We start from the raw sequence: 25125 nt of genomic DNA on the forward strand, positions 1-25125 counted from the left end.
AAACAAGTTTAATCTTACAAAATAATCTTAAATATGACAACACATTCCAATGATTTCCCAAAAATTTTATCATATCATGCTTTTTACACTGTATAACTTGATAAATAATTTTCAGAAAACAAAAAAGCCAACAAATTTTTGTTGGCTTTTCCATATTTTAGTAATAACCATACTGCTCTTTTTCTTCTCTTTTATCGTTCAAAACAACACCTAGTAGTTTGCCTGATGCTTTATCTAATATTTGTTTCGCTTTTACGATTTTATCTTTTTCTGTCTTTTCACTTCGTACAACGAGTACGATTCCATCACATTTATTCGCTAGTATTTGTGCATCTGTAACCGCAAGGACAGGTGGTGTGTCGATTAATATAATATCAAACATGTTATATGCTTCTATTAATGCCTCGTCCATTGCCCGGCTCCCTAACAGTTCTGCTGGGTTTGGCGGGATTGGACCTGCTGCCATTAAGTATACGTTCTCTATATCTGTTTTTTGAATGCATTGCATAAGTTTTGCTTGTCCTGATAATAAGTTTGTTAATCCATTTGAACTATGAATGGCAAATAAGTTTTGTATCGTCGGCTTCCGCAAGTCAGCTCCAATTAATAAAACTTTCTTTCCTTGTTGTCCGAAAACAACTGCTAAGTTTGAGATTGTCGTTGTTTTCCCATCACCTGGATCGGCTGAAGTAACAATAATAGAACGAACATGATTATCTACAGATGTAAACTCAATGTTTGTACGAATGTTACGGTATTGTTCTGTAATACGCGATTTAGGCTCTTTATGTGTAATTAATTGTCGTAATGGTTTTCTTTTCTTTCTCCCGAACATATTCATAATCTCCTTTTGTGAAATGCGACATTTCCCTTTTCTCTCTTTTATGCTCGATTTCATACGTCTAATTAATATTTTTGCTGATTTCCCCATATCTCATCATAATCAATAACATTCTACTTTGTCTTATTTAAGTACCTTAACAATATGACAATGCCCTTATTTCTTTATTACCTTTATCACTTATCCTGTTTTATAGATAAACAATAAAGTAAGTATATGGTAATTACCATCTTTTTACAAGATATTTTCTGATTAGTTTGCATATTATTGTTTCATCGTTATATAGCAGAAAATAAGAAAATCTCCTTGTATTTTCACAAGGAGATTTTCTTATTTTTCTCTATTCTTTTTTATCACCAATCGCAAATGTAATTTCTGCCTCACATGCAACTTCACCATCTACTGTTGCGATTGCTTTTCCTTTTCCAATTGGGCCGCGTACGCGTGTCATTTCTACTTCTAGACGAAGCTGATCACCTGGGCGTACTTGTTTTTTGAAACGGCAATTGTCGATACCTGCAAAGAAAGCAAGTCTTCCGCGGTTTTCTTCTTTCTTTAATACTGCAACTGCTCCTACTTGTGCTAATGCTTCTACAATAAGTACACCAGGCATAACTGCATAATCAGGGAAGTGTCCGTTAAAGAATTCTTCGTTTGCGGATACATTTTTAATCCCAACCGCTCTTTTTCCTTCATCTACTTCTAATATTTTATCAACAAGTAAAAATGGATAGCGGTGAGGAATGATTTCTTTAATTTGTTCTATATTTAGCATGTAACAATCGCCCCTTTTGTAATATTGGTCTTACCACTTGGACATATTGCTATTATCCCATTTTGTTTATTGTTTGTCATTACAAAGTAACATTTTATATTTAGCACAACTTCCTAAAAAAAATGCACACACTCTATTCCATTAAAATAGTTGCACATTTTTGCAACTGACACGGAGGTGGAAAAGAGTGTATGCCCAAATTAGGGAAAGGCAATATGTATTGAAACATTATTTGCCTTAATGTCGTATTCGACTCATTATATTATAAACGTTTTCAATTAAGGAAATATTAAATTTAACCATATATATGAATATTTTACCTGTTTCCTTCATATTTCTCTATTTTCCTTCCATTTTCGCAAAAAAACAAAATAAAAAAATATAAAAACGAAAAAAGAACTAAGGCATTAGCCTTAGTTCTTTCAAATTATCTCAAAGCACGCTTTGGTAATCTGTCGATATTCTCTAACATAATACCTGTACCAACCGCAACGCAGTGCATTGGGTTTTCAGCAATTAATACTGGTACTTTTAGTTCTTCTGCTAGAAGCATGTCGATACCGTGTAGTAAAGCTCCACCGCCTGTTAGAATAACACCGCGGTCGATGATATCTGCAGATAATTCTGGTGGTGTGCGCTCTAATACACCTTTTGCAGCTTGTACAATAACAGCTGCATTTTCTTTTAATGCTTCTGTAATTTCTTCAGAACATACTGTAATTGTACGTGGTAAGCCTGTTACCATGTCACGTCCGCGAATTTCAAGTTCTTCGCTACGTGCACCTGGGAATACTGTACCAACTTTAATTTTAATATCTTCTGAAGTACGTTCTCCGATTAATAGCTTATACTTACGTTTAATATAGTTTAAGATCTCCATATCAAACTTATCGCCAGCCATTTTGATAGAGGAAGAGGTAACAATATCACCCATAGATAGTACAGCGATATCTGTTGTACCTCCACCAATATCAACAACCATGTTACCGCTTGGTTGGAAGATTTCCATACCAGCACCAACTGCGGCTACTTTTGGTTCTTCTTCTAAAAATACTGTTTTACCACCTGAACGTTCAGCAGCTTCACGAATTGCTTTTTGTTCTACTGATGTAATATTTGTTGGACAACAAATTAAAATACGAGGTTTTGAAAAGAAGCTCTTTACGTCCAATTTGTTAATGAAATACTTTAACATTGCTTCTGTAATTTCGAAGTCTGCGATTACACCATCTTTAAGTGGACGAATTGCTACAATATTACCAGGCGTACGTCCCACCATACTTCTCGCTTCTTCACCTACTGCTAATACTTTACCACTATTACGATCAATCGCCACAACAGATGGCTCATTTAATACAATACCCTTACCTTTAACATGAATTAATACGTTAGCCGTACCTAGGTCAATTCCGATATCTCGCGCAAACATTCCCGTTTTTTCCTCCTCGATATTCAAAATCAGGTTACACCCGAATTCTTTTCACCTAATTTCTGATTTTATCATAAATTTAACAGAAACGTAATATTCGCAAAAAGAATTCTTCTGAAAAATATTACCGAATGTGAACGGAATGTTTGCTACTGTAACATTATTGACGTACAGGCTTCTCTACATCTTCTTTTCTATACTTTTGTTTTGTTGCTTCTCCCCCTCTTAAATGACGAATAGACTTATGATAATCAAGAATTTCTTTCACTTCATTTGCGAGCTCTGGATTAATTTCTGGTAGACGTTCTGTTAAATCTTTATGGACTGTACTCTTTGATACCCCAAATTCCTTTGCAATGACACGCACTGTCTTTCTTGTCTCCACGATATACTTACCAATCTTGATAGTTCTCTCTTTGATGTAATCGTGCACACCACTCGCCTCCCTAATTTGGATGTGAGAAGGGTGAAATGAGCCTCGCTGCATACGACTAAGAAGTAAGTGTGAGTGCTGTTTGTAAGCGTTAAACATTCTTGGATTTATAATGAAATAATTCACGATTTCTCACCTCAAACACTCTCTTTGCTTTGGTTTATACCATTGTATTGCCCGCACTACTGATATATGCTACATGTTCACTATTTTTGCGGACTAAGTTAAGAAAAATTACATTTTTTTGTGAGAAATACGTTAAAACTGACTATTATAGCGAAAAAAAATGACACCTTGTATAAAAGGTGTCATTCTTCTCGTTCCAATTCTTCTTCTAACAATTGATGGTGGGGAACCTCTTTCTTACCGGCAATGTAATAATATAAAGTGAATAAAACAAACAATAAAATAATAGCAGTCGACAGAACAAACAAAAATGACACAGTATCCCCTCCCTTTTGTAATATATATTCGAGAATCTCGTCATTTTTCCTTGTTATTGCAACTTTTTTCTCGAAATTGAGTATTTTTATATAGAAATAAAAAAATCAGCTCTCCTAGTGAGAACTGATTTTTTCACTTTCTTATTCTTGTGAAGAAGAATCGTTAGATGATTCTGTAGAACCATTTGTTGATTTTTCTTCTTTCTTCGGTTCTTCTTTTTTGTCACTAGTTGAACCGCTTGTTGATTTCTCTTCTTTTTGAGATTTGTCTTCTGTTTTACTTTCTGGTTTCGTGCTCGTTGACTTCTCTTCTTTTTGAGATTTGTCATCAGCTTTTTTACCAGAAGCATTCGTAGCCTTTGCAGCACCTGCATCAGCTTTAATTTCTGTTACTGATTTATTTAAGTAACGTTCAGGGTTCACAGCCACATTATCTTTACGTACTTCAAAGTGAACGTGAGAGCCTGCCTCTTTATTCATTGCACTTAGACCGGATGTTCCTAATACTTCACCTTGTGCAACTCTTGCACCTTTTTCTACTTTCACACTGCCTAAGCTTTGATAAGATACCGCTACACCATTTCCACTATCAACTGTTACAACATAACCAAGAAGTGAATCTTTTTCAGCTTTCGTTACTGTACCACTTAAAGCAGCAGCAACATTGAATTCTTTTCCATTCTTCGCAGCAATGTCAATTCCTTTGTTTGGGGAATATGTGTTGTTATAAAAAACAAGTGCTTTTTCTTGTTCCGCCTCAGTTGCTGCATCTTCATAGAATTTCTTCTGTACGACTACTTCCGCATTCGCGGCAGCTGGCATTTTCACTACTTCTGAAGATTTCGTTACTGGTACTGCTGGATCTTCCGATTGTGTATACGGTGTTGCTTGATCATGGTTCGGAGTCTTCTTCGGATTAGCTCCTTGGAACCATAGCGCAACCATTAAGATTACCGCTGCACAAGCAATGTATAGTGCCGGAAACACCCATCTTTTTTGAAATAAATGTACTACCTTTTGCGACTTTTTATTATTTCTTCCTCGCATTCCATCATCACCTCAGCAATCATTTTGAACAATATTCACGCATCCTATACAACGTATAACTAATTACTTTTCGACAAAATCTGTAAAAATATGTATGAGAATTGCAAAATTTCCGAGGAAATGATAGAAAAAAGAAAAAACTGAGCACTTTTGGCTCAGTTTTTAGTCTAATTGTTTCTTTTTGTACACAATAATACAAAGAATGATAAGGCATATAGTCCAAATTGTATTGTTTAAAATATGTTCTTGAATCGCAATAAACCCTTCTCCCTTTATAACTTTTTGCAATGCCTCCATAACATGATTTGTCGGAAGAAGATTAACTACTTTTATAATAAATTCATTCTTAACCATTTCTTGTAGCATCGGCCCCATTATGAATATTATAAAAATCGGAAGCCCCAATATAGATGTTTGTGCTATATTTTGGGATAGTAAGCCAACTATAGTACCTAAAACGACACATAACAATGTTCCTATTAAAATAATAATAACTAGCATACCAATATTTCCTTTAAAAGTATCTAAAATCACTAAACTAATAAAACTAGATGCTAGTACAAAAAATACAGTTAATACACTTTTCCCTAAAATAACTTCTATTGGACTTGCTGGAGACAACATCAATACTCGTAACGTGTGTTTTTCCTTCTCCTCTGCAATAATAATTGCTTGCACATAACTTCCCACCATGGTAATCGTCATTACAATAATAAAACCTGCAAAGAACTCTTTTATAGAATCCATATTACTATAGAATACAGCAAGTAGAATAGGCAATAGCGCCATTAATATAACTTGTGAGTTTTTACCTGCATCATTTATTTCTTTTCTTACAATAGCCGAAAACCGTTTCATTGAAAATGTCATTATAATCCCCTCCCAGTAACTTCAATAAAGATATCGCCTAGCGTTGGTTCGTGTGAATGAATAGATAACAGTTCGCCCTTTTTCATCCATTCTGAAATACGGTTTGCGCCTAATTCATCTTTTTGCACTACTTCTTTTTGCTTATCTTTTAATACGACCTCTATTTGATCCTTAGCGTATTGTAAGCGCAGGTTCTCTGGCGTATCCAGCGCTACAATTTCTCCGCCACACAGGAAGGCAACGCGGTTACAAAGCGTTTCTGCTTCGTCCATGTTGTGAGTCGTTAAGAAAATCGTCGTTCCTTCTTTATTTAAGTCTTTTAAGATTTTATGAATGTTTTGTACGTTTACTGGATCAAGTGCAGATGTTGGTTCGTCTAAGAAGAGGATATCTGGTTTATGAAGGATTGCTCTTGCTAGTGTGACGCGTTGCTTCATTCCCTTTGATAATTTTTTTACTGGTGTTTTTTTATCATCTAATAAATTCACTTGTGCTAGTACTTCATCGATTCGTTCTTTTTTGCAATCGTATAAGTCACAAAATAATAATAAGTTATCATAAATGCTAAGTCTTTCATATAAGCCGCTGTTATCTGTTAAAATACCAATTCGTTTGTAATCGATGCTACTTGGTCCTGTAATATCTTTCCCTAATACTCTTACCGTTCCAACACTATGAAGCAATTGAGAAGTTAAAATTTTTACTGTTGTCGTCTTACCAGATCCACTCGGTCCGAGGAATCCGAATATCTCTCCTTGCTTCACCTCAATATTTACATTTCCAAGTGCCGTTTTTCCGTCGAAACTTTTCATTACATCTTTCATTTCAATTGCCAATGTCATTTCTTCATCTCCTTTGTTTTTCTTCTTTATAGATGAAAGTCGCTTTAGCGCTTTTCGTTTGTTTGTTTCGCTTTTCTTGACTCAATCATATGAAAAACAAAGGGTAGGCGCATTAAAATACCGGTAAAAGGAGTATTTTTACCGGTGAATGAATCGCATGTTGAGCTTATTGGAGCACTTTTATAGTCCAATAACACCTTTTAATTCATCCATGCGTCCTTTTGAAAGTGGAATTGAACTTTTTCTTTCGTCATCCAAAATTAAACTGAAACTGTTACGAGTCCATGTAATCACTTCTCGTACTCTTTGTAAATTTACAAGGTAAGAGCGATGACATCTAAAGAAACCAAAACCTGTTAATCTCGCTTCTAGTTCACTTAATGTTAATGCACATACGAAATCGCCTTCACGAACGTGAATATGCGTTACTCCGTTTTGCGTTTCAATGAAATGGATTTCCATCGGATCAAGTAAAATGATTTTATCGTTTACTTTCGCAGGTATTCTTTCTAACTTCATTTGCGGAATCATTTGAATGACTTTTTCTTCACCGACTTCTTCCACTTCCTCTTGCTCAATTTCTATCTTTTTCACACCATCGTTGTTTAATATGTATACGTCCTCTGTTAACGAAAGGGCATCTGATAGAAATGATGACGTAATAAAGATTGCCTTTCCTTGCTCTTTCATTTTCATAATCGCTTTTCGAATAATAACCGTACTCTCTATATCGACATTTTGCTCCGGTTCTTCCAAAATGATTAAATCCGGATTATGAATCATCATTCGTCCAATATGAAGACGACGCTTCTCTGAAAATGATAGTTTTTCTATTTTAACGTTTAACTTATCTAAGAGACCGACATATTGTACAACTTCTTCCGTACTCATATTCGATTCATAAAGCCCCATAAAAAAATTAAAGTATTCCTTCACCTTCAAACGATCATATGCCTCGTCTTTCAAAAAACAAAAACCGATGCGGGAATAATTTTTCTTTCCAATTGCTTCCCCTTCAAACAGTACGTTGCCAGTTGAAGCTTCTTCTTCACCAATAATAATACGGTGTAACACTTTAGCTGTATGATTATTGCATTGCAAAACAATACATTGTCCTTTTTCAACCTTTAGCTCAATTTCCGGTAACTGGTTCGCCTTCCCTAACTGTTTCAACTCTAGTAACGCCATTTCATTTCCCCCAAATGCCTTTTTATCCTATTATATCAAACAATTAATGGAAAATTATTCTATTTTACATAAAAAAAATAGGCGCCAGAGTTCTGACACCTATTTCTTCACCATCAGTTTTCCTTCATAATCATTCATCGTCTTTATTTCAACGCCTTTATAGTAATGAGCGACGATATCTGTATATTTCTTTCCTTCCGCTGCCATGCCGTTCGCCCCGTATTGACTCATACCAACGCCGTGACCGAAGCCTTTCGTCGTAACGATGATTTTATCTCCTTGTTGTTTCCACGTGAAATCAGAAGAACGTAAATCTAACTTTTCACGAACTTCTTTTCCTGTTAATGTTTTTCCTTGAAAAGCTACATCCTTTACGCGCTTTCCTTCCGTAAGGTCTTTAATATTTCCAACCTTCCCGTCTGCTAGCACTTTCACACCGAGACGTTTTTGAAAATCAACTACTGTAAATGTTTGCTCGCTCGTAAACTTTGGAGAGGCTTGATCCCACGGACTATCTACACTTTTCAAGTACGGATAATCATTTCCCCAATAGTCAGCTGCATTTTCTGTTCGGCCATTACTCGTTGAAAAGAAGGATGCTGAAATTGGTTTTCCATCATACGTTAAAACTTGTCCTGCTGTTTTCGAAACGGCTTCTTCGATTTTCTTCAAATTATTTTCGTAGTTATTGCCCCATTGCTTCTTCAATTCATCTTTGCCTTTGTACACTTGATCTTTCACCGTATCTGTCACGTCCGCATTATTTTTCTTTCCTCCGCTTAGCATACGTTGTACTACAAATGTTCTCGCTGCTAATGCCTGCGCCTTTAGTGCCTCTATTTCAAAACTGGCATTCATCTCAGAAGCTACTACACCTGTCACATACTCCTCCACTGGTAATGTTTCTACCTTCTTCTGTTTTTCGCGATATACAGCAACTTGAACAGCTGTATCTGCTTTTCCTGGAGCTGGTATACTTTCTATCGCTGGAGGAGTTTTAGAGGCCGTTTCTTCCCCTACTTTTGCTTTCGCAAATGGAATAACAAGGGCTGCAGGTACAATGATAACGAGCGCTATTAAGAGCGCTACTGTAATAAAAAGTGGCTTTGAAAATTTCATCCTATTTTCCCCCAATATAAAAGCTTTACTCCATTCATTCTTATGGAACAACTCTTTTTTTTAGAACATACTTAAGGGGAAGAGTATAAAACATAAATTTTCTAAATATTTTTACTGGTACGTGCATAAGTATAGAATTTATTGACTATAACAGTAATAACCCAAAAAAATAGCCCCTATGTCAAAAGACATAGAGACTATTTCAATTAAGCGTGAAGATCAGAAACTTCTTGTTCTTTCACTTCTTCTACTTTTTCGTTTACACGTTCAATAGTTGCACCTAATGCAGCTAATTTCTTATGGAAGTTTACATAGCCACGGTCAAGATGTTTTAACTCAGTTACACGAGTATAACCTTCTGATACTAAACCAGCTAAGATTAATGCAGCTGCAGCACGTAAGTCAGTTGCTGCTACTTCAGCACCTTGTAAACTGTTTGGACCGTTCATAATAACAGAACGACCTTCAATTTTAATATCAGCATTCATACGACGGAATTCTTCAACGTGCATAAAGCGGTTTTCGAATACCGTTTCTGTAATCATGCTTGTTCCATCAGCTTGTAGTAATAATGCCATCATTTGTGATTGCATGTCTGTTGGGAAACCTGGGTGAGGCATAGTTTTAATATCAACCGCTTTTAACTTATCTGGGCCGATAACACGTACACCTTCGTTTTCCTCAATGATTTTAACACCCATTTCTTCCATTTTCGCTGTAATTGAGCGTAAATGTTCAGGTACAGCATTTTCAATTAAGATGTCTCCACCAGTAATTGCTGCTGCAACCATGAATGTTCCCGCTTCAATACGGTCAGGAATAATAGAGTGGTTTGCACCATATAATTTATCAACGCCTTCGATACGAATCGTTCCAGTTCCAGCTCCGCGTACTTTCGCGCCCATCGCATTTAAGAAGTTAGCTAAGTCAACGATTTCTGGTTCTTTCGCTGCGTTTTCAAGAATTGTTGTCCCTTTTGCTAATGTAGCTGCAGACATAATGTTTTCTGTCGCGCCTACGCTTGGGAAGTCTAAGTAGATTTTAGCTCCTTTTAGTTCTCCCTCAACATATGCCTCAACAAAACCGTTACCAACCTGTACTTTAGCTCCCATTGCTTCGAAGCCTTTTAAATGTTGGTCAATTGGACGTGAACCAATTGCACATCCACCAGGAAGTGCAATACGAGCACGACCATTACGTGCTAATAATGGTCCCATTACTTGAACAGATGCACGCATTTTACGTACATATTCAAATGGTGCTTCAATGTTTAGTTCTTTAGAAGAATCGATTGTTACTTGATTATTTTCAAATACGACTTCAGCATTTAAATGACGTAATACCTCATTAATTGTGTATACATCAGACAAAACTGGTACTTCAGATAGTACATTCTTTCCATCACTCGCTAATAGGGCTGCAGCGATTATAGGTAATACAGCATTTTTTGCGCCCTCAACACGCACTGTGCCGTTTAACCGCTTTCCGCCACGGACGATGATCTTTTCCAAATTATTCCCCTCCGTGTCCTTTTTTCAGTATCTATTCACTCAATACTCAGAAGTTATGATCGGTGTGCCAACCACAATTGTATCTTTGTTGTCTGTAGAACGTATTGCTATTTGCACATTTATTTTCTCTCTATTTGTTGAAAGAGCGTCATCCCACTTTTTATTGTATGCGGAGACTGACACAAATGCTCTTTCTTCTACTTGTTCGATCGCTCTTGCTGAAAGATCTTTCAAAACCTGATTGGTTTTATTTTGCAAAACACCTTCAATCTTATCATTCAGTACACCTTGAACACAAGTGTAAATTATAGGTTTTTCACTAAAAATTTTATTCATGTTTTGAACATACTTCGGGTCCCATTTCGCCCCACTTACTTCAAAGATAATGAAAGTGTTTTCTTTAGTATTTTCTTTACTCCAAGTTACTACTACTCGTTCTTCATAAGAAGAAAGCTTTTTATAGGATGTAGCTTTATATCCATCTGGAGATTGCTCTACTTCCCACTTTTGAATATTTGCCTTTTCCTTCACATCGTTTAACAACTTTTGAAACGTATGTATGTTAGAAATTGTTTTTGTTTCTCTCGCTAACCATGACCATTTTTCTACTTTAGCATCATTTTTCTCTAAAGCCTTGATCATGCTCTCCATTTTCTGTTCATCGCTTATCGGTTTCATCTCTCTATATCCAACCAAAAATAAAACAACACTAAGTGCAACAATAAGAATGGCTTTAAGCTTCAATTTCATCCCCTCCTATCCCCATTGTTAACGGAGATTTGAGGTTCTATACACTTACTTTACTAAATACGTTAAACTCTTCGAATAGCCTAAATAATCAAGGAAAAAGTTACTTACAGATGTCCCAATTGCAATTGTAATTAAGATGAGTAATACTCGCGTCTGCAGCACTTTTCCGGACTTCATTAAACGCTCAATGTGAATGCCTTGTAAGGCCCACCACGTAATGGTAATAAACAATAAATGCGAAACAATGGCAATCAGTGCTTGTTGCCCTAAAAGTTGTGCCAAAAAATCGACCCCTTTTTACTCAGCTACTACTTATGAAAGAATATAAAAACGATACCATAATAAGTAGGAGCTACACTTTTTCAAATGCACATAGACATCTTACATTTTACATCGTGATTTTCTTTCCAAAAACGTATATCTACATTACAAGTTAACACAAAATAAAAAGCGCAGAGTACTGACTCCACACCTTTTATTTTCACTATTGTACCACGTTCCCTAAGAAGAAGAAATCTTTCATTAATGGAAAATATTCATAAAAGAAATTGTACCCAATCATCGGCATAATCCCTAGTATTACAATCGAAATTGCACAAAGACTCATAACAACCTTTATATTTAAAGGTAACCGTATCCTCTCTTCTGTCTCTCCTGTGCGGAAAAACATTTGTTGTAAAATACGGAAATAATATACGAATGAAACAACTGTCGTACCCATCATAATCGAAGCTAGTACGTAATGTGCTGGCTCTACATGAAGCGCGCCTAAAAAGATGTTAATCTTTCCAATGAATCCAGCCGTTCCTGGTATCCCAGCCAGCGATAAAATAAAGATTGTCATCATAATCGCTGCAAATGGTGACCTTTTATATAAACCTGTGAAAATCGTTATATTTTCCTCATCATTTTGTAAGATTAAGCCATGGATGATAGCAAATGCACCTATATTCATAAGCATGTATGCCAGCATATAAAACCACATGCTATCCATCGTAAATGGTGATAATGCCACAAGTGGAACGAGTAAATACCCTGCATGAGCAATGCCCGAATAAGCAAATAAACGCTTTATATTGTATTGTTTTAACGCGACTACATTCCCAACAATCATCGTAGTACTTGCTAACACCGCGATATATATACTCATATGCCCATATAAAGATTGCATATCTCCTTGTATTAATACACTTGCAAAAACCATAAGGAACAAACGAATAATGAGCAGGAACCCAGCAATTTTAGAAATCGTTCCAAGAAAAGCAGTAACTGGTGTAGCCGCTCCTTCATACACATCAGGTGCCCACATATGAAACGGCACTGTGGCAATTTTAAATGAGAGACCAACTAGCAATAAAAGAAATGCGAGAGCTAACAATAACTGAATACCACTCGCGAGTTCCCCAGTGAGTACCTTTTGCATATCTACAATGTTAGTTGAACCTGTAATACCGTATAAATAACTCATTCCGAAGAGCGTAATCGCCGTTCCAATTCCTCCGCTAATGACGTATTTCATTGCCGCTTCATTTGATGCACGGCTCTTTTTTCGTATTCCTACTAAAATATAAGAAGAAAGTGAAAGTAACTCCAAACCAACGAAAAGGGTAATGAAATCAACACTAGAAGCCATGAACATTGCACCAAGAAGTGCCATTAAAAATAAGTAATAATATTCACCCTTATCTTCAATTGGATTCTTCTTATCATCGCTCATTGCGGTGCATAAAATGAGAGCTGAGGCACCTAATAGCAATGTTTTAAACCCTTTTGAAAATCCATCTAACACAAACGATCCGTTTAAAATATCTCCAGCTGGTTCGCTATATAGCGTAATTAATGACACGATTGCTAATACGATAGCAGCAATCGCACCAAGAGCTACATATCTATGATTCAGCTTAAAAAACAAATCACATATGGAAAGGAGGATGGCGGCGCCGAGAATAATAAATTCTGGCACCATTAGATGCCACGATAAGCTAAGTAACGTATTCATATCCATCCTACTTCACCCCCAATGTTTTCAATGTATTTTGAAGCGGATCCCCTAGTAACTCTGGCATAACTCCAATTGCAATAATACAAAAGATAAGTAGTAAAACAGGGACATACTCCCATCCGTGTATATCAGTTTTTGCTTCCCACTCTTTCTTTCCAAATGTCACTTGAAGTGTCGCCCTTAATACGTATACAGCGGTTAAAATGATGCCAATCACACCGACTGCAGCAATGACGGGCTCTCTTTGAAATAAACCGAGAAAGGCAAGAAATTCACTAACAAACCCAGACATCCCTGGTAATCCAAGCGAGGCCATTCCTCCTGCTAAAAAGAATCCGCTAAGTATCGGTACACTTTTCGCAAGTCCGCCTAGCACCGTAATATCCGAAGTTCCAAATCGTTGTTCTATAACACCCAGTAGGAAGAAGAGCAAGGCTGCAATTAAACCATGTGATACAACTTGGAATAACGCTCCTTGTGTACCAGGTGCATTAAGTGACGCAAATCCCATTAACACAATTCCCATATGCGAAATACTAGAGTAAGCCAGTACTTTCCTAAAGTCCGTTTGGATGAGCGCTAAAAAGGCACCGTATAATAAATTAATTACGCCTAATATCGCAATTAGTGTTGCAACATCGTGAAAATATTCCGGGAATAGCCCTTTCCCGAAGCGAATAATACCGTACGCTCCAATCTTCAGCAAAACACCCGCATGAAGCATAACTACAGCTGGATGCGCTTCTATGTGTACATTGACCATCCAGCGGTGCAACGGAAAAACAGGTAGTTTAATTGCAAAAGCAATCATTATGGCAATAAATACACTAAGCTGCAAACTACTTGGTATGACGAGTGCTCCCTCTGCACTTACGCTTCTTAATATCTCTTTCAGCTCCACAATATTTGTTGTACCTGTTTTCGCGAACAAAATTGAGAAAACAATGAGCAAAATAGCTGAGCCAATACCGTTATATATTAAATAACTATACGCAGCCTTTTCACTCGACAATTTTCCCCACTTTCCAATTAATAAGAACATTGGTGGCAACGTAATTTCAAAGAAGATAAAAAACAACATTAAGTTTTGAGCAGCAAAGACGCCGAGCATTCCTATTTCTAGCATGAGTAACAGCATATAAAATGCTTTTAAATTTCTTTTAATAGAAAAGGCTGCAATTGCTGCAAGCGTTGCTAGAAGAGCCGTCAGTACCATCATGACAAGCGACAAACCATCAATACCAAGCTCGTAATAAATAGAAAACCACCTTTTATCCACCGCTGTAAAATCGCCGAACTTAATCCATTTCACCTTTTCATCAAATAGTGACAAATTCTTTCCAGAAGCATATGTACAAGCGAGGACGATAGCAATTCCAAATGGAAGTGCCGTCCCAAATAAGCCAAGCGCCCGCACTGTACGCAATTCCTTTTTCGGTGTTAATACAAGCAATAAAATTCCTAAAAGCGGGGAAAAAATGAAGAACGTTAACAACAAATCATTCATCGTAAATCCCCTCCCGTATAGAGCAAAATAATGACGAGTACAGCGAGCGAAACCGCCGTTACAGTACCGTACACTTGTACATTCCCGTTTTGAAGTTTCGATCCAAGATTACTTGTGCCTTTAACTACACTTCCAATTAAAACTGCAATTCCTTCGACTACATACACTTCAAATAAGCGAAGCACATGAGCGATTCCTTTCGTAATAGGGATCACCGTCATGTTGTATAGTTCATCCACATAATATTTTTCTTTCAAAAGATTATAAAGAGATGTTTCCGTACCCCCAGCCCAATCTCTAGAAATTGATTTCTTGCCATATATGAAATATGCAAGAGCGATTCCCGCAAATGAAACGAGTGTCGCAACAATCATAATCCAAACTGGTCCATGCGCTTCTTCAACCTTAAACCCTACATCTTTCGTCAACCAATCTCCGAGAAACGTCCCAAACCATGGTGTATTTATATATCCTGCCACTACCGCAAGAACGCCGAGAACAATCATTGGATACGTCATAACGCGAGGCGATTCATGCACTTCTTCCTTCGTCTTCGTTTCTCCAGTAAAGACAAGAAAGTATAGGCGGAACATATAAAATGCTGTTAAAAACGCCGCAATTACCGCTAAAGTAAATAAAACGTAATTGCCATTCATCCACGTCGCCGCTAAAATTTCATCTTTGCTGAAAAAACCGGAAAGCAGCGGAACACCGCTAATGGCAAGGGTACCTATTAAAAATAGCGTACCAGTTACTTTCATCTTCTTCTGTAAACCGCCCATTTTATTAATGTTTTGCGTATGCACAGCATGAATTACACTTCCTGCCGCCAAAAATAATAGTGCTTTAAAAAAAGCGTGTGTCGTTAAATGGAATATACCAGCTACATAACCGGCAGAACCTAACGCGAGCATCATATACCCGAGCTGGCTAACTGTAGAATAAGCAAGCACCCTCTTTATATCTGTTTGCACAAGACCAATAGAGGCCGCAAAGATTGCAGTGAAAGCTCCAACGATTGCCACTGTCTGCATCGCCACTGTACTTGCTGAAAATAGAGGGAACATCGTCGCTACTAAATATACGCCAGCTGCCACCATCGTCGCCGCGTGAATAAGTGCCGAAACGGGCGTTGGCCCTTCCATTGCATCTGGCAACCACGTATGAAGCGGGAACTGACCTGATTTTCCCATCGCCCCGATAAAAATTAATATCGCTGTTATTGTAATCATGTAAGGAGGTAGATCCCCTGTATAAATCGCCCTAAATATTGCGTCATATTCAAAACTACCTGCGTACCAAAAAATTAAAATCATCCCGATAAATAAACCAACATCCCCAATACGGGTCATAATAAAAGCCTTTTTTGCAGCAGCCTTCGCTTCTTCTTTAAAGAAATAAAAACCGATAAGTAAAAATGAACCAAGGCCAACTAATTCCCAAAATATATAAAGCTGTAATAAATTCGTTGATATAACAAGCCCTAACATCGCAAATGTAAAGAGTCCTAAATATGCGTAAAAGGTTGGTAATCGTTCATCACCTTTCATATAACCTTTCGAATACACATGTACAAGTAGACTCACAAGCGTCACGATAAATAACATTAAAGCTCCTAATGCAGTCACTTCAAAGCCGAATGATATATCCACATCTCCAGCTCTAAGCCACACCCACTTATGCTTCACGCTTGCTTCTGAAAACCTTTCTATTAACACAAGTACCGCAAGTATAAAGGAGAGAAAGACGAAAAAAATACTAAGTACGCTGCTTCCTTCTCTAATTTTCTTCCCGAATATAATAAGTAACAAAAACGAAACGAGTGGGAAAAGCGGTATGAGCCATGCATAATCGATCATTGTTTCCTTCCCCCTTTTTCGGTCACAATGTTATCCTTTGAGCGTATCCATTTCATCCACTTGAACTGTTGTACGATTACGATATAAAGCAATTAAAATAGCGAGTCCTACCGCCGCTTCCGCTGCCGCTACAGCCATCGTAAACAGTGAGAAAATTTGACCTGTTAAATTCGGAAATAAGCCTAATTTACTAAACGCCACTAAGTTTAAATTGGCAGCATTCAGCATTAATTCGATACAAACTAATACGATTACTGTATTCCGCTTTGTTAAAGCTCCAAATAGACCGATGCAAAACAAAATAATCGCAAGTGTTAAATATGCAGAAGCTGGAACGCTACTCATTGGAATCCTCCTCTTTCTCATCCTTTTTCGCAAGTACAATCGCGCCAACGAGTGCTACAAGTAAAATAACTGAAGTTAGTTCAAATGGGATAATATATTTTGAATAGAGAAGCGTACCGATTTGAAGTGTGTTGTTTTCATGGAGAGGTAAACTTCCTTGTGTGCTTTCATTTGCAAAATCAACATTATTAACAGCGAAATACATAACCGCTCCAAATGCTACAACCGCAAAGAAGATAATCCATTTTCGAAGAGTAAGACGCGATTCATTTTCCGCGTTATGTTTCGTTAACATAATGCCGAAAATCATAATAATTGTGATTGCACCAGAGTAAAGTAAAATTTGTGCAACGCCTATAAATTCAGCTGATAAAAGAAAATACAAACCTGCAATGCTGAGAAATGTCAGAACGAGAGCTAGCATCATGTGCATAACTTTCGTTAAGTTCAACATAAGAACACCGCCGATAATTGCAGACAAGGATAGTATAAAGAATGCTACAAACTCGCCATTCATGCCTTGTTCTCCTTCCTGACGTTTTCGTCGTTTTCGTCAAGCCACTGCAAATTTTTAAATAAGTCATCACGTGAATATTCCGCGAGTTCAAAGTTATTTGTCATGACAATTGCCTCTGTCGGACAAACTTCTGTACATAAATCACAAAGAATACAAATTTCAAAATTAATATCATACGTGTCGATAATTTTTCCTTTTTTCGTAGGATCCGGATGTTTCTTTCCTGTTAACTGAATACAGTCTGTCGGACAAATGTTAGAGCACTGATTACAAACAATACATTTCTCCGGATAAAATTTTTGAATTCCACGAAAACGGTCTGGCAACGGCAACGGTTGATTTGGATAATCATACGTTACCTTCTTCTTGCTCAAATTACTTAATGTATATTTTAATCCTTTAAATAGTCCTTTCATCTCTTACTGGCACCCCCTTCATAGATTAGAAGAATAACTCCTTAATCAATGCCGTTAAGAAAATATTTGCAAGTGCAATCGGCAATAATACTTTCCAACCAAACTCCATTAACTGGTCACCTCTTATACGCGGGAACGTAACGCGGAACCAAATTAATAGAAAGACTACACTGCTAAATTTCAAAGCAAACCATACGGCACCTGGGATAAATCCAAGAAACATGACTGGATTCCATCCGCCTAAAAAGAGCACTGTAATTAACGATGCCATCCCGAAGAAATATACGTACTCTGAAAGCATGAAAAACGCCCAGCGAAAACCTGAGTATTCCGTATGATATCCAGAAACAAGTTCTGACTCCGCTTCTGGCAAATCGAATGGCGTTCTATTTAACTCTGCAACTGCTGCGATTAAGAAAACGACGAAGCCAATTGGCTGTACGAAAATGTACCAAACCTTCTCCTGCGCCGCTACAATCTCATTTAAATTCAGACTACCAGCTAGCAAAACGATACCAATTACACTCATTACGAGCGGAATCTCATAAGAAATCATTTGCGCCGCCGCACGCATCCCTCCTAAAAGGGAATATTTATTATTCGATGCCCATCCTCCAGTTACAACACCTATCGTCGTAATACCGGAAACAGCAATATAATAAAGTAGCCCGACTCCAATATCTGCAAATTGAAATTTATCAGTGAACGGGATAACTGCAAGCACCATAAATGCTGGTGCAAATGCAATGACAGGCGCTAATATAAACAGCGGTTTATCTGCTGCTTTTGGAATACTATCTTCTTTCAATAATAGTTTTAAAACATCAGCTACCGTTTGCAGTAAACCGAATCGGCCTCCAACCTGGTTTGGTCCAATCCGCCCTTGCATAAACCCCATCACTTTCCGTTCTGCCAAAATTCCATATGTAACGAAGCCAAGGACTGCAAATAGCAGAAGTACCGCTAATCCGAAAAAAATGAAGAAATTCGTCCAGCTTGAAGGTGATTGTAAGAGCGTCTCAATCATTAGCCATCAACCTCCCCAAGTACAATATCAACTCCACCTAAAATCGTAATTAAATTAGCGATGTTTTCACCTTTCAATAACTTCGGTAAAATTTGCAAGTTATAAAAAGATGGCCTACGAAACTTCAAACGGTACGGCTCTTTCTTTCCGTCACTAGCGATATAACACCCAATCTCTCCGCGGGGCGATTCGATACGTACGAACGCTTCTCCCTTAGGTGCCTTAATAATTTTCGGTACTTTTGCCAGCACAGCTCCATCTTTCGGGAACTGCTGAACCGCCTGCTCAACAATCTTTAAAGACTCCTCGATTTCTTGCATTCGGCAAACGTAGCGATCCCAAGCATCTCCCACGCTTCCAACAGGAATATCAAAATCAAAACGATCATAAATCGAATACGGCTCATCTTTGCGAAGATCCCAGTTTACTCCAGTGCACCGCAAATTTGCTCCGCTTAAAGAATACGAGATCGCTTCTTCCGCGCTATATATACCAACGCCTTTCACACGATTTAAGAAAATCTCATTACCGCTAACAAGATCATGATAACCTGCCAGTTGCTCTCTCATATACGGAACAAACTCTTCCACCTTTTCAATCCAACCATCTGGCGCATCCCACTTCACACCGCCAACTCTCATATAGTTAAAAGTAAGCCGTGCCCCGCATAATTCATTTAATAAATTTATAATCATCTCTCGTTCACGAAACGCGTACAAAAACGGGCTGACCGCTCCTATATCAAGAAGATTCGTCCCCCACCAAACGAGATGGCTCGCAATTCTTCCTAGCTCCATCGCAAGTACTCGCAAGTATTCGGCACGCTCTGGAATTTCAAGCCCCATCATCGTCTCTACAGCATGGCAAATGACGTAATTATTCGTCATAGCTGATAAATAGTCCATTCGATCTGTATAAGGGATAATTTGCGTATACTGTAAGCTCTCAGCGATCTTTTCGGTCCCGCGATGCAAATACCCAATAACAGGTGTAGCTTCTTTAATAAGTTCCCCGTCAATCTTAATTACGAGCCTGAACACACCATGTGTACTCGGATGCTGAGGTCCTACATTCAAAAGCATCTCTTCCGTACGGATCATAGCTACACCTCCACATCATACGGTTCATAGTCTTTTCTAAGCGGATATCCTACCCAATCCTCTGGCATTAAAATACGCGTTAAATTCGGATGCCCTTTAAATACAATGCCGAGCAAATCGTATGCTTCTCGCTCCGGCCAGTCGGCCCCTTTCCAAAGCGCTGTCACAGATTCGACTTGCGGCGCTTCCCGGTCTAGCTTTACCTTCACCGCTACCGATTGTTTCTTACTATATGAAAACAAATGAACATACACTTCCATATGTGTCACAAAATCCGTCGCATGTAGCTCTGACATATAATCAAAAGCAAGTCCCTCATGGAATCGCAGTAACTCCATCACTTCATAATACTTTTCGGGATCCACCACAAGAGTTGGCACATCCTTTGACAGTTTATTAATGTAGGAATCTACTAATGCACCCTCTCCTAACTTCTCCCTAATAGCCTCAACATACTGATTTAAATACGGCTGATTTACGGACGGTTCTTCCTGCTTCGGCTCATCCTCTTTCTTACCTTCAGCCCCCTTTGTCTTCGCTCTTGCAGCCGCTGCTGCTTTTGCTTTTGCCGCTGCAATTGCCTTTGCCTTTTCATCTCCCGAATCCCCATCACCTTGCGAGGCTTTCTGCTTCGCCAATGCTGCCGCTTTTGCCTTGGCCGCTGCCACCGCCTTCGCCTTGGCCTTCGCTTTTTCTTCTTCCGCTACTTCTTCTGTCCCTTCTCTTTTCTGTTTCGCTAACGCTGCCGCTTTTGCTTTTGCAGCTGCTGCTGCCTTCGCCTTTGCTTTCGCTTTTTCTTCTTCCGTTACTTCTTCTGTTCCTTCTCTTTTTTGCTTCGCTAACGCCGCCGCTTTTGCTTTCGCTTTTTCTTCTTCCGTTACTTCTTCTGTTCCTTCTCTTTTCTGCTTCGCTAACGCCGCCACTTTTGCTTTTGCAGCTGCTGCTGCCTTCGCCTTTGCTTTCGCTTTTTCTTCTTCCGTTACTTCTTCTGTTCCTTCTCTTTTTTGCTTCGCTAACGCCGCCGCTTTTGCTTTTGCAGCTGCTGCTGCACGTCGTTTTGCTTCTTCTATAGTAATATCATCGTTTTTTGGTAGCGCTTTCTCTTTTTCTTGATCTTCTTCCTCAAGCTTACTTATTTCCGCCTCGTGTTTCGCTACAAGGCGTTTTCTCGCTTCTTCTTTTGCACGCCTAGCTGCTTCTTTTTTCAACTCCTCTAAATCTTTATTTGGATTACTCATTTATTCGTCACCTGCTTCCCGGTCTTTGCTTCGTAACGAATTTTTTCTTTCAATTTATTAATTCCATAAATTAAAGCAGCTGGATTTGGGGGACAACCAGGAATATACACATCAACTGGTACGATTTGGTCTACACCTTTCACAACAGCATATGAATTTACATACGGACCACCTGCTGTCGCACAAGATCCCATCGCAATAACCCATTTCGGTTCGGGCATTTGATCATATAAGCGCCGAACAATAGGAGCCATCTTCTTCGTTACCGTTCCCGATACAATCATGACGTCCGATTGCCTTGGTGAAGTTCGAAAAAATGACCCAAATCGATCTAAATCATAATGTGATGAGCCTACCCCCATCATTTCAATTGCACAGCACGCCAGTCCGAATGTCATCGGCCATAAAGAGTTGCTCCTCGCCCATCCTTTCAACTGTTCCAATGTAGAAAAAAAGATATTTCGTTCTAATTCTGCTCGCTCATTTGGATGTAATTCCTCAAAATTTATAACCATTGTAACACCTTCTTTTTCCAAGCATACGCTAATCCAACTAGCAACATTACAACAAAGATGAGCATTTCAATTAATGCAAATAAACCTAGCTTGTCATACGCAACAGCCCAAGGATATAAAAATAAAGTTTCTACATCAAAGATCACAAACAATAAAGCGAAAATATAATAACGCGCATGAAACCGAATATTTGCATCATGAAAAGGCTCAATTCCACTCTCATACGTCGTCGCCTTTGCTGCACTTGGTTTATTTGGGCGCAGCATCCTTCCTAATGTAAGAGCCACTACCGGCAGCAATATACCTAATAGCAAGAAAATCAAAACGATCATATAACTATTTTCATATACACTTGCCATTGTGAAACCCTCCCCCCTAAATTAAGAACAAGTTCACATAGTAAACAATATGTCCTAGTTGCAGTAATTATTATTTTTAAATTTTTCTAAATAATGCAACTATTCTAATCATTATAGCAAACTTCAAATTCCTATGTCGATATGTTGGGAGGCAGAAACAAGAATTATTAAAATCTATCTTTACAACTTGCTATAATTGTGCAAAATAAATATAAAACTTATATATGCTTTTCAAGAAACCGTAGGTGATATAAATGAAAAAACAAACACATGTAAGTATTCTTATAAGCATTGTATTGCTGTCCATAACGATTCACTACGTAGCGATGCCTTTTCTATATGAATACTCATTTCCTTTTCAGCTATTAATCGGAATGAGTACCCTATTAATTGATATTATCGCTTGTAGTTATATACTTTATTTTTCAAACATGAAAGAAGGGCTATCTCGTTTATTTTGGATCATATTATCTGTTGGAGCTCTCTCTTATTTTATCGGTGATATAGTCGTTGCCTATCAGCGTTTAATTGTAAAAGACTTCTATACGTTCGTTGATCCATCTGACTTTTTTTACTTACTTTTTTTAGTTAGTTTTACGTTTGCCTTTCTATACGAAATCATTTATAACCGAGATTTATTAGAAAAACTTTTTATGCTATGTGATATTTGTATTATCGTTACAGCCCAATTTACTTTAAGTTACTACTTACTTATTGAACGAACTATTCACATCTTTACAACATCCTATATCGACATATTTGTTCAACTTACCTATCCAATGGCTGATTTACTCTTTCTCTTAATAGGAATCAACCTTTTATTCAAACCACTATCCTTATTACCTAAAAAGGTCGGTGCACTTCTTGGCAGTGCTTTAATTTTATATGCTACTACAGATGCGATTTATGCTTATATAAAATACTTCATACCAGAGTATTCTATGTTTACAGTTACTCCTTTCTATCAAGTAACCTTAGTGTTAGTAGCAATCGCCTGTATTCTCCATACAAAAGAGCCTGAAAAACAAGAACAAGTACTACTAACACCTAAAATTGGTGAATCAATCCGATTATCATTACCGTATATTTCGGTAGTAATGCTTATTGTTTTTATATTAGTTGAATACGTTTTTGCGCCTATTATAGTAATCGGACTTATAATAACTTTCTCTTTCGTTCTCATACGTCATAGCTTAGTTCGAAAACAAAATAAAATATTATTGTTTGCTCAAATGCAATTCAACTCAGAACTCGAGAAACAAATTAAACTACGTACAGAAGATTTAGTAGAACAGAAAAATGAACTCTATCATAATCAACAAATGTTTAAATCTTTATACGAGCATCATCCAGATCCAATCTTCACATTAGATTTGTACGGTAATTTTCTCAAAGTAAATAACGCTGGCACTACTTTACTCGGTTATCAAACGAATGAATTATTAAACCAGCCTTACTATTCACTCATATACGAAGAAGATTTAGAAGAAATGATTAACGCCTTTCATCGCGTGAAAAAGGGGTATTCTATCTCTTTAGAAATACGGGCTTACCATAAAAGCAGAGATATTTACTACTTGCACGTTACCGCCGTACCGATCTTTTTAAAGGAGAAAATTTCTGGGGTTTATTTAATGATTAAAGATATTACAGAAAGCAAACAACAACAAGAACAAATTAATTTCCTAGCATACCATGATACTTTAACAGAGCTTGCAAATCGACGTGCATTTCATCAACATTTAGAACAGGCAATTGCGCGAGCAAAAATATCGAAAAAGCCTTTTGCTGTTATGTTTCTCGACCTAGACCGTTTTAAAGTTATTAATGATACCCTCGGTCATCGAGTAGGAGACCTATTGCTCATCGCAGTAGCAAAAAGGCTCGAAAGAATAGCAACATCAAATATGAAACTCGCGCGGCTAGCTGGGGATGAGTTCACAATCCTTATCGAGAATTACAAAAAAAAGCCAGATGTCCAAAAAATAGCTGATAGGATTGTAACGGCCATGAATGAGCCATTTGAAATCGAAAATCAACATTTACAAATCTCACCGAGCATCGGAATTGCAATATATCCTGAAGCAGGTGAAGATGCGCTATCCATTTTGCAGCATGCTGATATGGCCATGTACGAAGCAAAGAATAAAGGAAAAAACGGTAGCTCTCTTTACACGAAAGAACTATATAAAAAAATGGAACGAAAAGCTCGAATTGAAAAAGATTTGCCAATCGCTTTAGTAAACAAAGAATTTTATCTCGTTTATCAACCACAAATTGATACGACAACAAATAAAATTATCGGCGCTGAAGCTTTAATACGTTGGAAACACCCACTATTAGGTGACATTTCACCATGTGAGTTTATTCCAATTGTAGAAGAGACGCCACAAGTAGTCCCACTTGGACATTGGGTATTACAAGAAGCTTGTCTCCAATTAAAAATATGGCATACCTTTGGCTACCAAAATTTAAAAATAAGTGTTAATCTATCCGCAAAAGAGTTCCGGCAAGATCAATTAATTGAAAGCATTTCACAAATATTAAACGACGTGCAAGTCGATCCAAAATATGTAACACTTGAGTTAACAGAAAGAATTGCAATGGTTGACGAGAAAGAAACGTTATTAAGACTGAAGCAATTAAAAGAATACGGTATCCAAACTTCCATTGATGACTTCGGTACTGGATACTCTTCTCTTGCTTATTTATCAATTTTTCCAATCGACACATTAAAAGTACCGAGAGAATTTACACAATTAGCTGATCATCGTCCTGAAGAACGAGCCATCGTTTCTACAATACTTTCCCTCGCGAATACTTTAAATCTTTCAGTCGTCGCCGAAGGAATTGAAACCGAAAAACAACTTAAGTTTCTGCAAAAACATAACTGTAAATATATGCAAGGTTACTATTTCAGTAAACCACTTACTAGCAATCAGTTTATAAAGTTTCTACAAAAAACCCCCAGTATGAACAAATAATTCATACC

The 25125-nt window shown here is 37.6% G+C and carries 25 protein-coding genes; 1 reads left to right on the forward strand and 24 read right to left on the reverse strand.

Annotated features, from left to right (window positions below):
• Positions 1-157: 157 nt before the first annotated feature.
• The 24 genes from MKY21_RS26595 to nuoA form a co-directional block, all read right to left on the reverse strand.
• Positions 158-835: a CpsD/CapB family tyrosine-protein kinase gene (locus MKY21_RS26595; RefSeq protein WP_201144808.1), complete on the reverse strand. Its 678-nt coding sequence runs from the start codon at positions 833-835 to the stop codon at positions 158-160.
• A gap of 346 nt (positions 836-1181) precedes the next feature.
• Complete coding sequence (fabZ, locus tag MKY21_RS26600; protein WP_000931959.1) at positions 1182-1616, reverse strand: 3-hydroxyacyl-ACP dehydratase FabZ; 435 nt, start codon at positions 1614-1616, stop codon at positions 1182-1184.
• Positions 1617-2043: 427 nt separating this feature from the next.
• Positions 2044-3045, reverse strand: coding sequence for a rod shape-determining protein (locus tag MKY21_RS26605; protein ID WP_000457978.1), 1002 nt, complete (start codon positions 3043-3045; stop codon positions 2044-2046).
• Between the two features lie 160 nt (positions 3046-3205).
• Positions 3206-3478, reverse strand: a complete 273-nt coding sequence (gene spoIIID / locus MKY21_RS26610; RefSeq protein WP_000544012.1) for a sporulation transcriptional regulator SpoIIID — start codon at positions 3476-3478, stop codon at positions 3206-3208.
• A gap of 308 nt (positions 3479-3786) precedes the next feature.
• On the reverse strand, positions 3787-3921 hold the full coding sequence (locus MKY21_RS26615) for a hypothetical protein (RefSeq protein WP_000008903.1): 135 nt from the start codon (positions 3919-3921) through the stop codon (positions 3787-3789).
• Positions 3922-4062: 141 nt separating this feature from the next.
• The gene (locus tag MKY21_RS26620) at positions 4063-4968 is read right to left on the reverse strand and encodes a M23 family metallopeptidase (RefSeq protein WP_001214926.1); all 906 of its coding nucleotides are present in this window, start codon (positions 4966-4968) and stop codon (positions 4063-4065) included.
• Between the two features lie 162 nt (positions 4969-5130).
• Positions 5131-5838 (reverse strand): ABC transporter permease, encoded by a 708-nt coding sequence (locus tag MKY21_RS26625; protein ID WP_137074370.1) that lies wholly within the window; start codon positions 5836-5838, stop codon positions 5131-5133.
• Positions 5838-6680 carry an ABC transporter ATP-binding protein gene (locus MKY21_RS26630; protein ID WP_086423332.1) on the reverse strand — a complete coding sequence of 281 codons (843 nt, stop codon included), beginning with the start codon at positions 6678-6680 and terminating at the stop codon, positions 5838-5840. The genes MKY21_RS26625 and MKY21_RS26630 overlap by 1 nt, the downstream gene beginning before the upstream one ends.
• 180 nt (positions 6681-6860) lie before the next feature.
• Complete coding sequence (locus MKY21_RS26635; protein WP_001185917.1) at positions 6861-7868, reverse strand: LytTR family transcriptional regulator DNA-binding domain-containing protein; 1008 nt, start codon at positions 7866-7868, stop codon at positions 6861-6863.
• Between the two features lie 99 nt (positions 7869-7967).
• The gene (spoIID, locus tag MKY21_RS26640) at positions 7968-8987 is read right to left on the reverse strand and encodes a stage II sporulation protein D (RefSeq protein WP_109140772.1); all 1020 of its coding nucleotides are present in this window, start codon (positions 8985-8987) and stop codon (positions 7968-7970) included.
• 206 nt (positions 8988-9193) lie between these two features.
• Positions 9194-10498, reverse strand: a complete 1305-nt coding sequence (gene murA, locus MKY21_RS26645) for a UDP-N-acetylglucosamine 1-carboxyvinyltransferase (protein WP_000411274.1) — start codon at positions 10496-10498, stop codon at positions 9194-9196.
• 39 nt (positions 10499-10537) lie between these two features.
• Positions 10538-11242, reverse strand: coding sequence for a YwmB family TATA-box binding protein (locus MKY21_RS26650; protein WP_000767916.1), 705 nt, complete (start codon positions 11240-11242; stop codon positions 10538-10540).
• 51 nt (positions 11243-11293) lie between these two features.
• Positions 11294-11530 (reverse strand): DUF1146 family protein, encoded by a 237-nt coding sequence (locus MKY21_RS26655; RefSeq protein ID WP_000057889.1) that lies wholly within the window; start codon positions 11528-11530, stop codon positions 11294-11296.
• Positions 11531-11732: 202 nt separating this feature from the next.
• The gene (gene nuoN, locus MKY21_RS26660; RefSeq protein WP_341077965.1) at positions 11733-13247 is read right to left on the reverse strand and encodes an NADH-quinone oxidoreductase subunit NuoN; all 1515 of its coding nucleotides are present in this window, start codon (positions 13245-13247) and stop codon (positions 11733-11735) included.
• 7 nt (positions 13248-13254) lie between these two features.
• A complete protein-coding gene (locus MKY21_RS26665; protein WP_109140771.1) occupies positions 13255-14757 on the reverse strand; it encodes an NADH-quinone oxidoreductase subunit M in 1503 nt (500 codons plus the stop codon).
• Positions 14754-16616, reverse strand: a complete 1863-nt coding sequence (nuoL, locus tag MKY21_RS26670; RefSeq protein WP_000568224.1) for an NADH-quinone oxidoreductase subunit L — start codon at positions 16614-16616, stop codon at positions 14754-14756. The genes MKY21_RS26665 and nuoL overlap by 4 nt, the downstream gene beginning before the upstream one ends.
• 30 nt (positions 16617-16646) lie before the next feature.
• The gene (nuoK, locus tag MKY21_RS26675; protein WP_000100079.1) at positions 16647-16961 is read right to left on the reverse strand and encodes an NADH-quinone oxidoreductase subunit NuoK; all 315 of its coding nucleotides are present in this window, start codon (positions 16959-16961) and stop codon (positions 16647-16649) included.
• Entirely contained in the window at positions 16954-17478 is a 525-nt protein-coding gene (locus MKY21_RS26680) for an NADH-quinone oxidoreductase subunit J (protein ID WP_001012814.1), read from the reverse strand. The genes nuoK and MKY21_RS26680 overlap by 8 nt, the downstream gene beginning before the upstream one ends.
• Positions 17475-17894 carry an NADH-quinone oxidoreductase subunit NuoI gene (gene nuoI / locus MKY21_RS26685; RefSeq protein ID WP_000677191.1) on the reverse strand — a complete coding sequence of 140 codons (420 nt, stop codon included), beginning with the start codon at positions 17892-17894 and terminating at the stop codon, positions 17475-17477. The genes MKY21_RS26680 and nuoI overlap by 4 nt, the downstream gene beginning before the upstream one ends.
• Positions 17895-17919: 25 nt before the next feature.
• Positions 17920-18921 carry an NADH-quinone oxidoreductase subunit NuoH gene (nuoH, locus tag MKY21_RS26690; protein WP_000573426.1) on the reverse strand — a complete coding sequence of 334 codons (1002 nt, stop codon included), beginning with the start codon at positions 18919-18921 and terminating at the stop codon, positions 17920-17922.
• Positions 18921-20021: an NADH-quinone oxidoreductase subunit NuoD gene (gene nuoD, locus MKY21_RS26695; RefSeq protein WP_000621464.1), complete on the reverse strand. Its 1101-nt coding sequence runs from the start codon at positions 20019-20021 to the stop codon at positions 18921-18923. Before nuoD ends, nuoH begins: the two co-directional genes overlap by 1 nt.
• Positions 20022-20023: 2 nt before the next feature.
• The gene (locus MKY21_RS26700) at positions 20024-21259 is read right to left on the reverse strand and encodes an NADH-quinone oxidoreductase subunit C (protein ID WP_341077808.1); all 1236 of its coding nucleotides are present in this window, start codon (positions 21257-21259) and stop codon (positions 20024-20026) included.
• Positions 21256-21774 (reverse strand): NADH-quinone oxidoreductase subunit NuoB, encoded by a 519-nt coding sequence (gene nuoB, locus MKY21_RS26705; protein WP_000236331.1) that lies wholly within the window; start codon positions 21772-21774, stop codon positions 21256-21258. The genes MKY21_RS26700 and nuoB overlap by 4 nt, the downstream gene beginning before the upstream one ends.
• Positions 21765-22133: an NADH-quinone oxidoreductase subunit NuoA gene (gene nuoA, locus MKY21_RS26710; protein WP_000179273.1), complete on the reverse strand. Its 369-nt coding sequence runs from the start codon at positions 22131-22133 to the stop codon at positions 21765-21767. The genes nuoB and nuoA overlap by 10 nt, the downstream gene beginning before the upstream one ends.
• A 254-nt stretch (positions 22134-22387) precedes the next feature.
• Between nuoA and MKY21_RS26715 the strand changes: the two genes are divergently transcribed.
• Complete coding sequence (locus MKY21_RS26715; RefSeq protein ID WP_000744993.1) at positions 22388-25117, forward strand: EAL domain-containing protein; 2730 nt, start codon at positions 22388-22390, stop codon at positions 25115-25117.
• The last annotated feature ends 8 nt before the right edge of the window (positions 25118-25125 follow it).

Origin of the sequence: Bacillus sp. FSL R9-9497, assembly GCF_038005805.1 — a bacterium.
Classification (GTDB): domain Bacteria; phylum Bacillota; class Bacilli; order Bacillales; family Bacillaceae_G; genus Bacillus_A; species Bacillus_A cereus.

Excerpts from the sequence above, each read along its gene's own strand:
- MKY21_RS26595 (WP_201144808.1), bottom strand. The coding sequence starts at position 835 with ATGTTCGGGAGAAAGAAAAGAAAACCATTACGACAATTAATTACACAT.
- nuoK (WP_000100079.1), bottom strand. The coding sequence starts at position 16,961 with ATGAGTAGCGTTCCAGCTTCTGCATATTTAACACTTGCGATTATTTTG.
- nuoA (WP_000179273.1), bottom strand. The coding sequence starts at position 22,133 with ATGGCAAGTGTATATGAAAATAGTTATATGATCGTTTTGATTTTCTTG.
- MKY21_RS26665 (WP_109140771.1), bottom strand. The coding sequence starts at position 14,757 with ATGAATGATTTGTTGTTAACGTTCTTCATTTTTTCCCCGCTTTTAGGA.
- MKY21_RS26605 (WP_000457978.1), bottom strand. The coding sequence starts at position 3,045 with ATGTTTGCGCGAGATATCGGAATTGACCTAGGTACGGCTAACGTATTA.
- MKY21_RS26625 (WP_137074370.1), bottom strand. The coding sequence starts at position 5,838 with ATGACATTTTCAATGAAACGGTTTTCGGCTATTGTAAGAAAAGAAATA.
- MKY21_RS26630 (WP_086423332.1), bottom strand. The coding sequence starts at position 6,680 with ATGACATTGGCAATTGAAATGAAAGATGTAATGAAAAGTTTCGACGGA.
- nuoL (WP_000568224.1), bottom strand. The coding sequence starts at position 16,616 with ATGATCGATTATGCATGGCTCATACCGCTTTTCCCACTCGTTTCGTTT.
- MKY21_RS26715 (WP_000744993.1), top strand. The coding sequence starts at position 22,388 with ATGAAAAAACAAACACATGTAAGTATTCTTATAAGCATTGTATTGCTG.
- nuoN (WP_341077965.1), bottom strand. The coding sequence starts at position 13,247 with ATGAATACGTTACTTAGCTTATCGTGGCATCTAATGGTGCCAGAATTT.
- fabZ (WP_000931959.1), bottom strand. The coding sequence starts at position 1,616 with ATGCTAAATATAGAACAAATTAAAGAAATCATTCCTCACCGCTATCCA.
- nuoI (WP_000677191.1), bottom strand. The coding sequence starts at position 17,894 with ATGAAAGGACTATTTAAAGGATTAAAATATACATTAAGTAATTTGAGC.
- nuoB (WP_000236331.1), bottom strand. The coding sequence starts at position 21,774 with ATGGTTATAAATTTTGAGGAATTACATCCAAATGAGCGAGCAGAATTA.
- MKY21_RS26700 (WP_341077808.1), bottom strand. The coding sequence starts at position 21,259 with ATGAGTAATCCAAATAAAGATTTAGAGGAGTTGAAAAAAGAAGCAGCT.
- nuoD (WP_000621464.1), bottom strand. The coding sequence starts at position 20,021 with ATGATCCGTACGGAAGAGATGCTTTTGAATGTAGGACCTCAGCATCCG.
- MKY21_RS26620 (WP_001214926.1), bottom strand. The coding sequence starts at position 4,968 with ATGCGAGGAAGAAATAATAAAAAGTCGCAAAAGGTAGTACATTTATTT.
- MKY21_RS26635 (WP_001185917.1), bottom strand. The coding sequence starts at position 7,868 with ATGGCGTTACTAGAGTTGAAACAGTTAGGGAAGGCGAACCAGTTACCG.
- spoIID (WP_109140772.1), bottom strand. The coding sequence starts at position 8,987 with ATGAAATTTTCAAAGCCACTTTTTATTACAGTAGCGCTCTTAATAGCG.
- MKY21_RS26680 (WP_001012814.1), bottom strand. The coding sequence starts at position 17,478 with ATGAATGGCGAGTTTGTAGCATTCTTTATACTATCCTTGTCTGCAATT.
- nuoH (WP_000573426.1), bottom strand. The coding sequence starts at position 18,921 with ATGATTGAGACGCTCTTACAATCACCTTCAAGCTGGACGAATTTCTTC.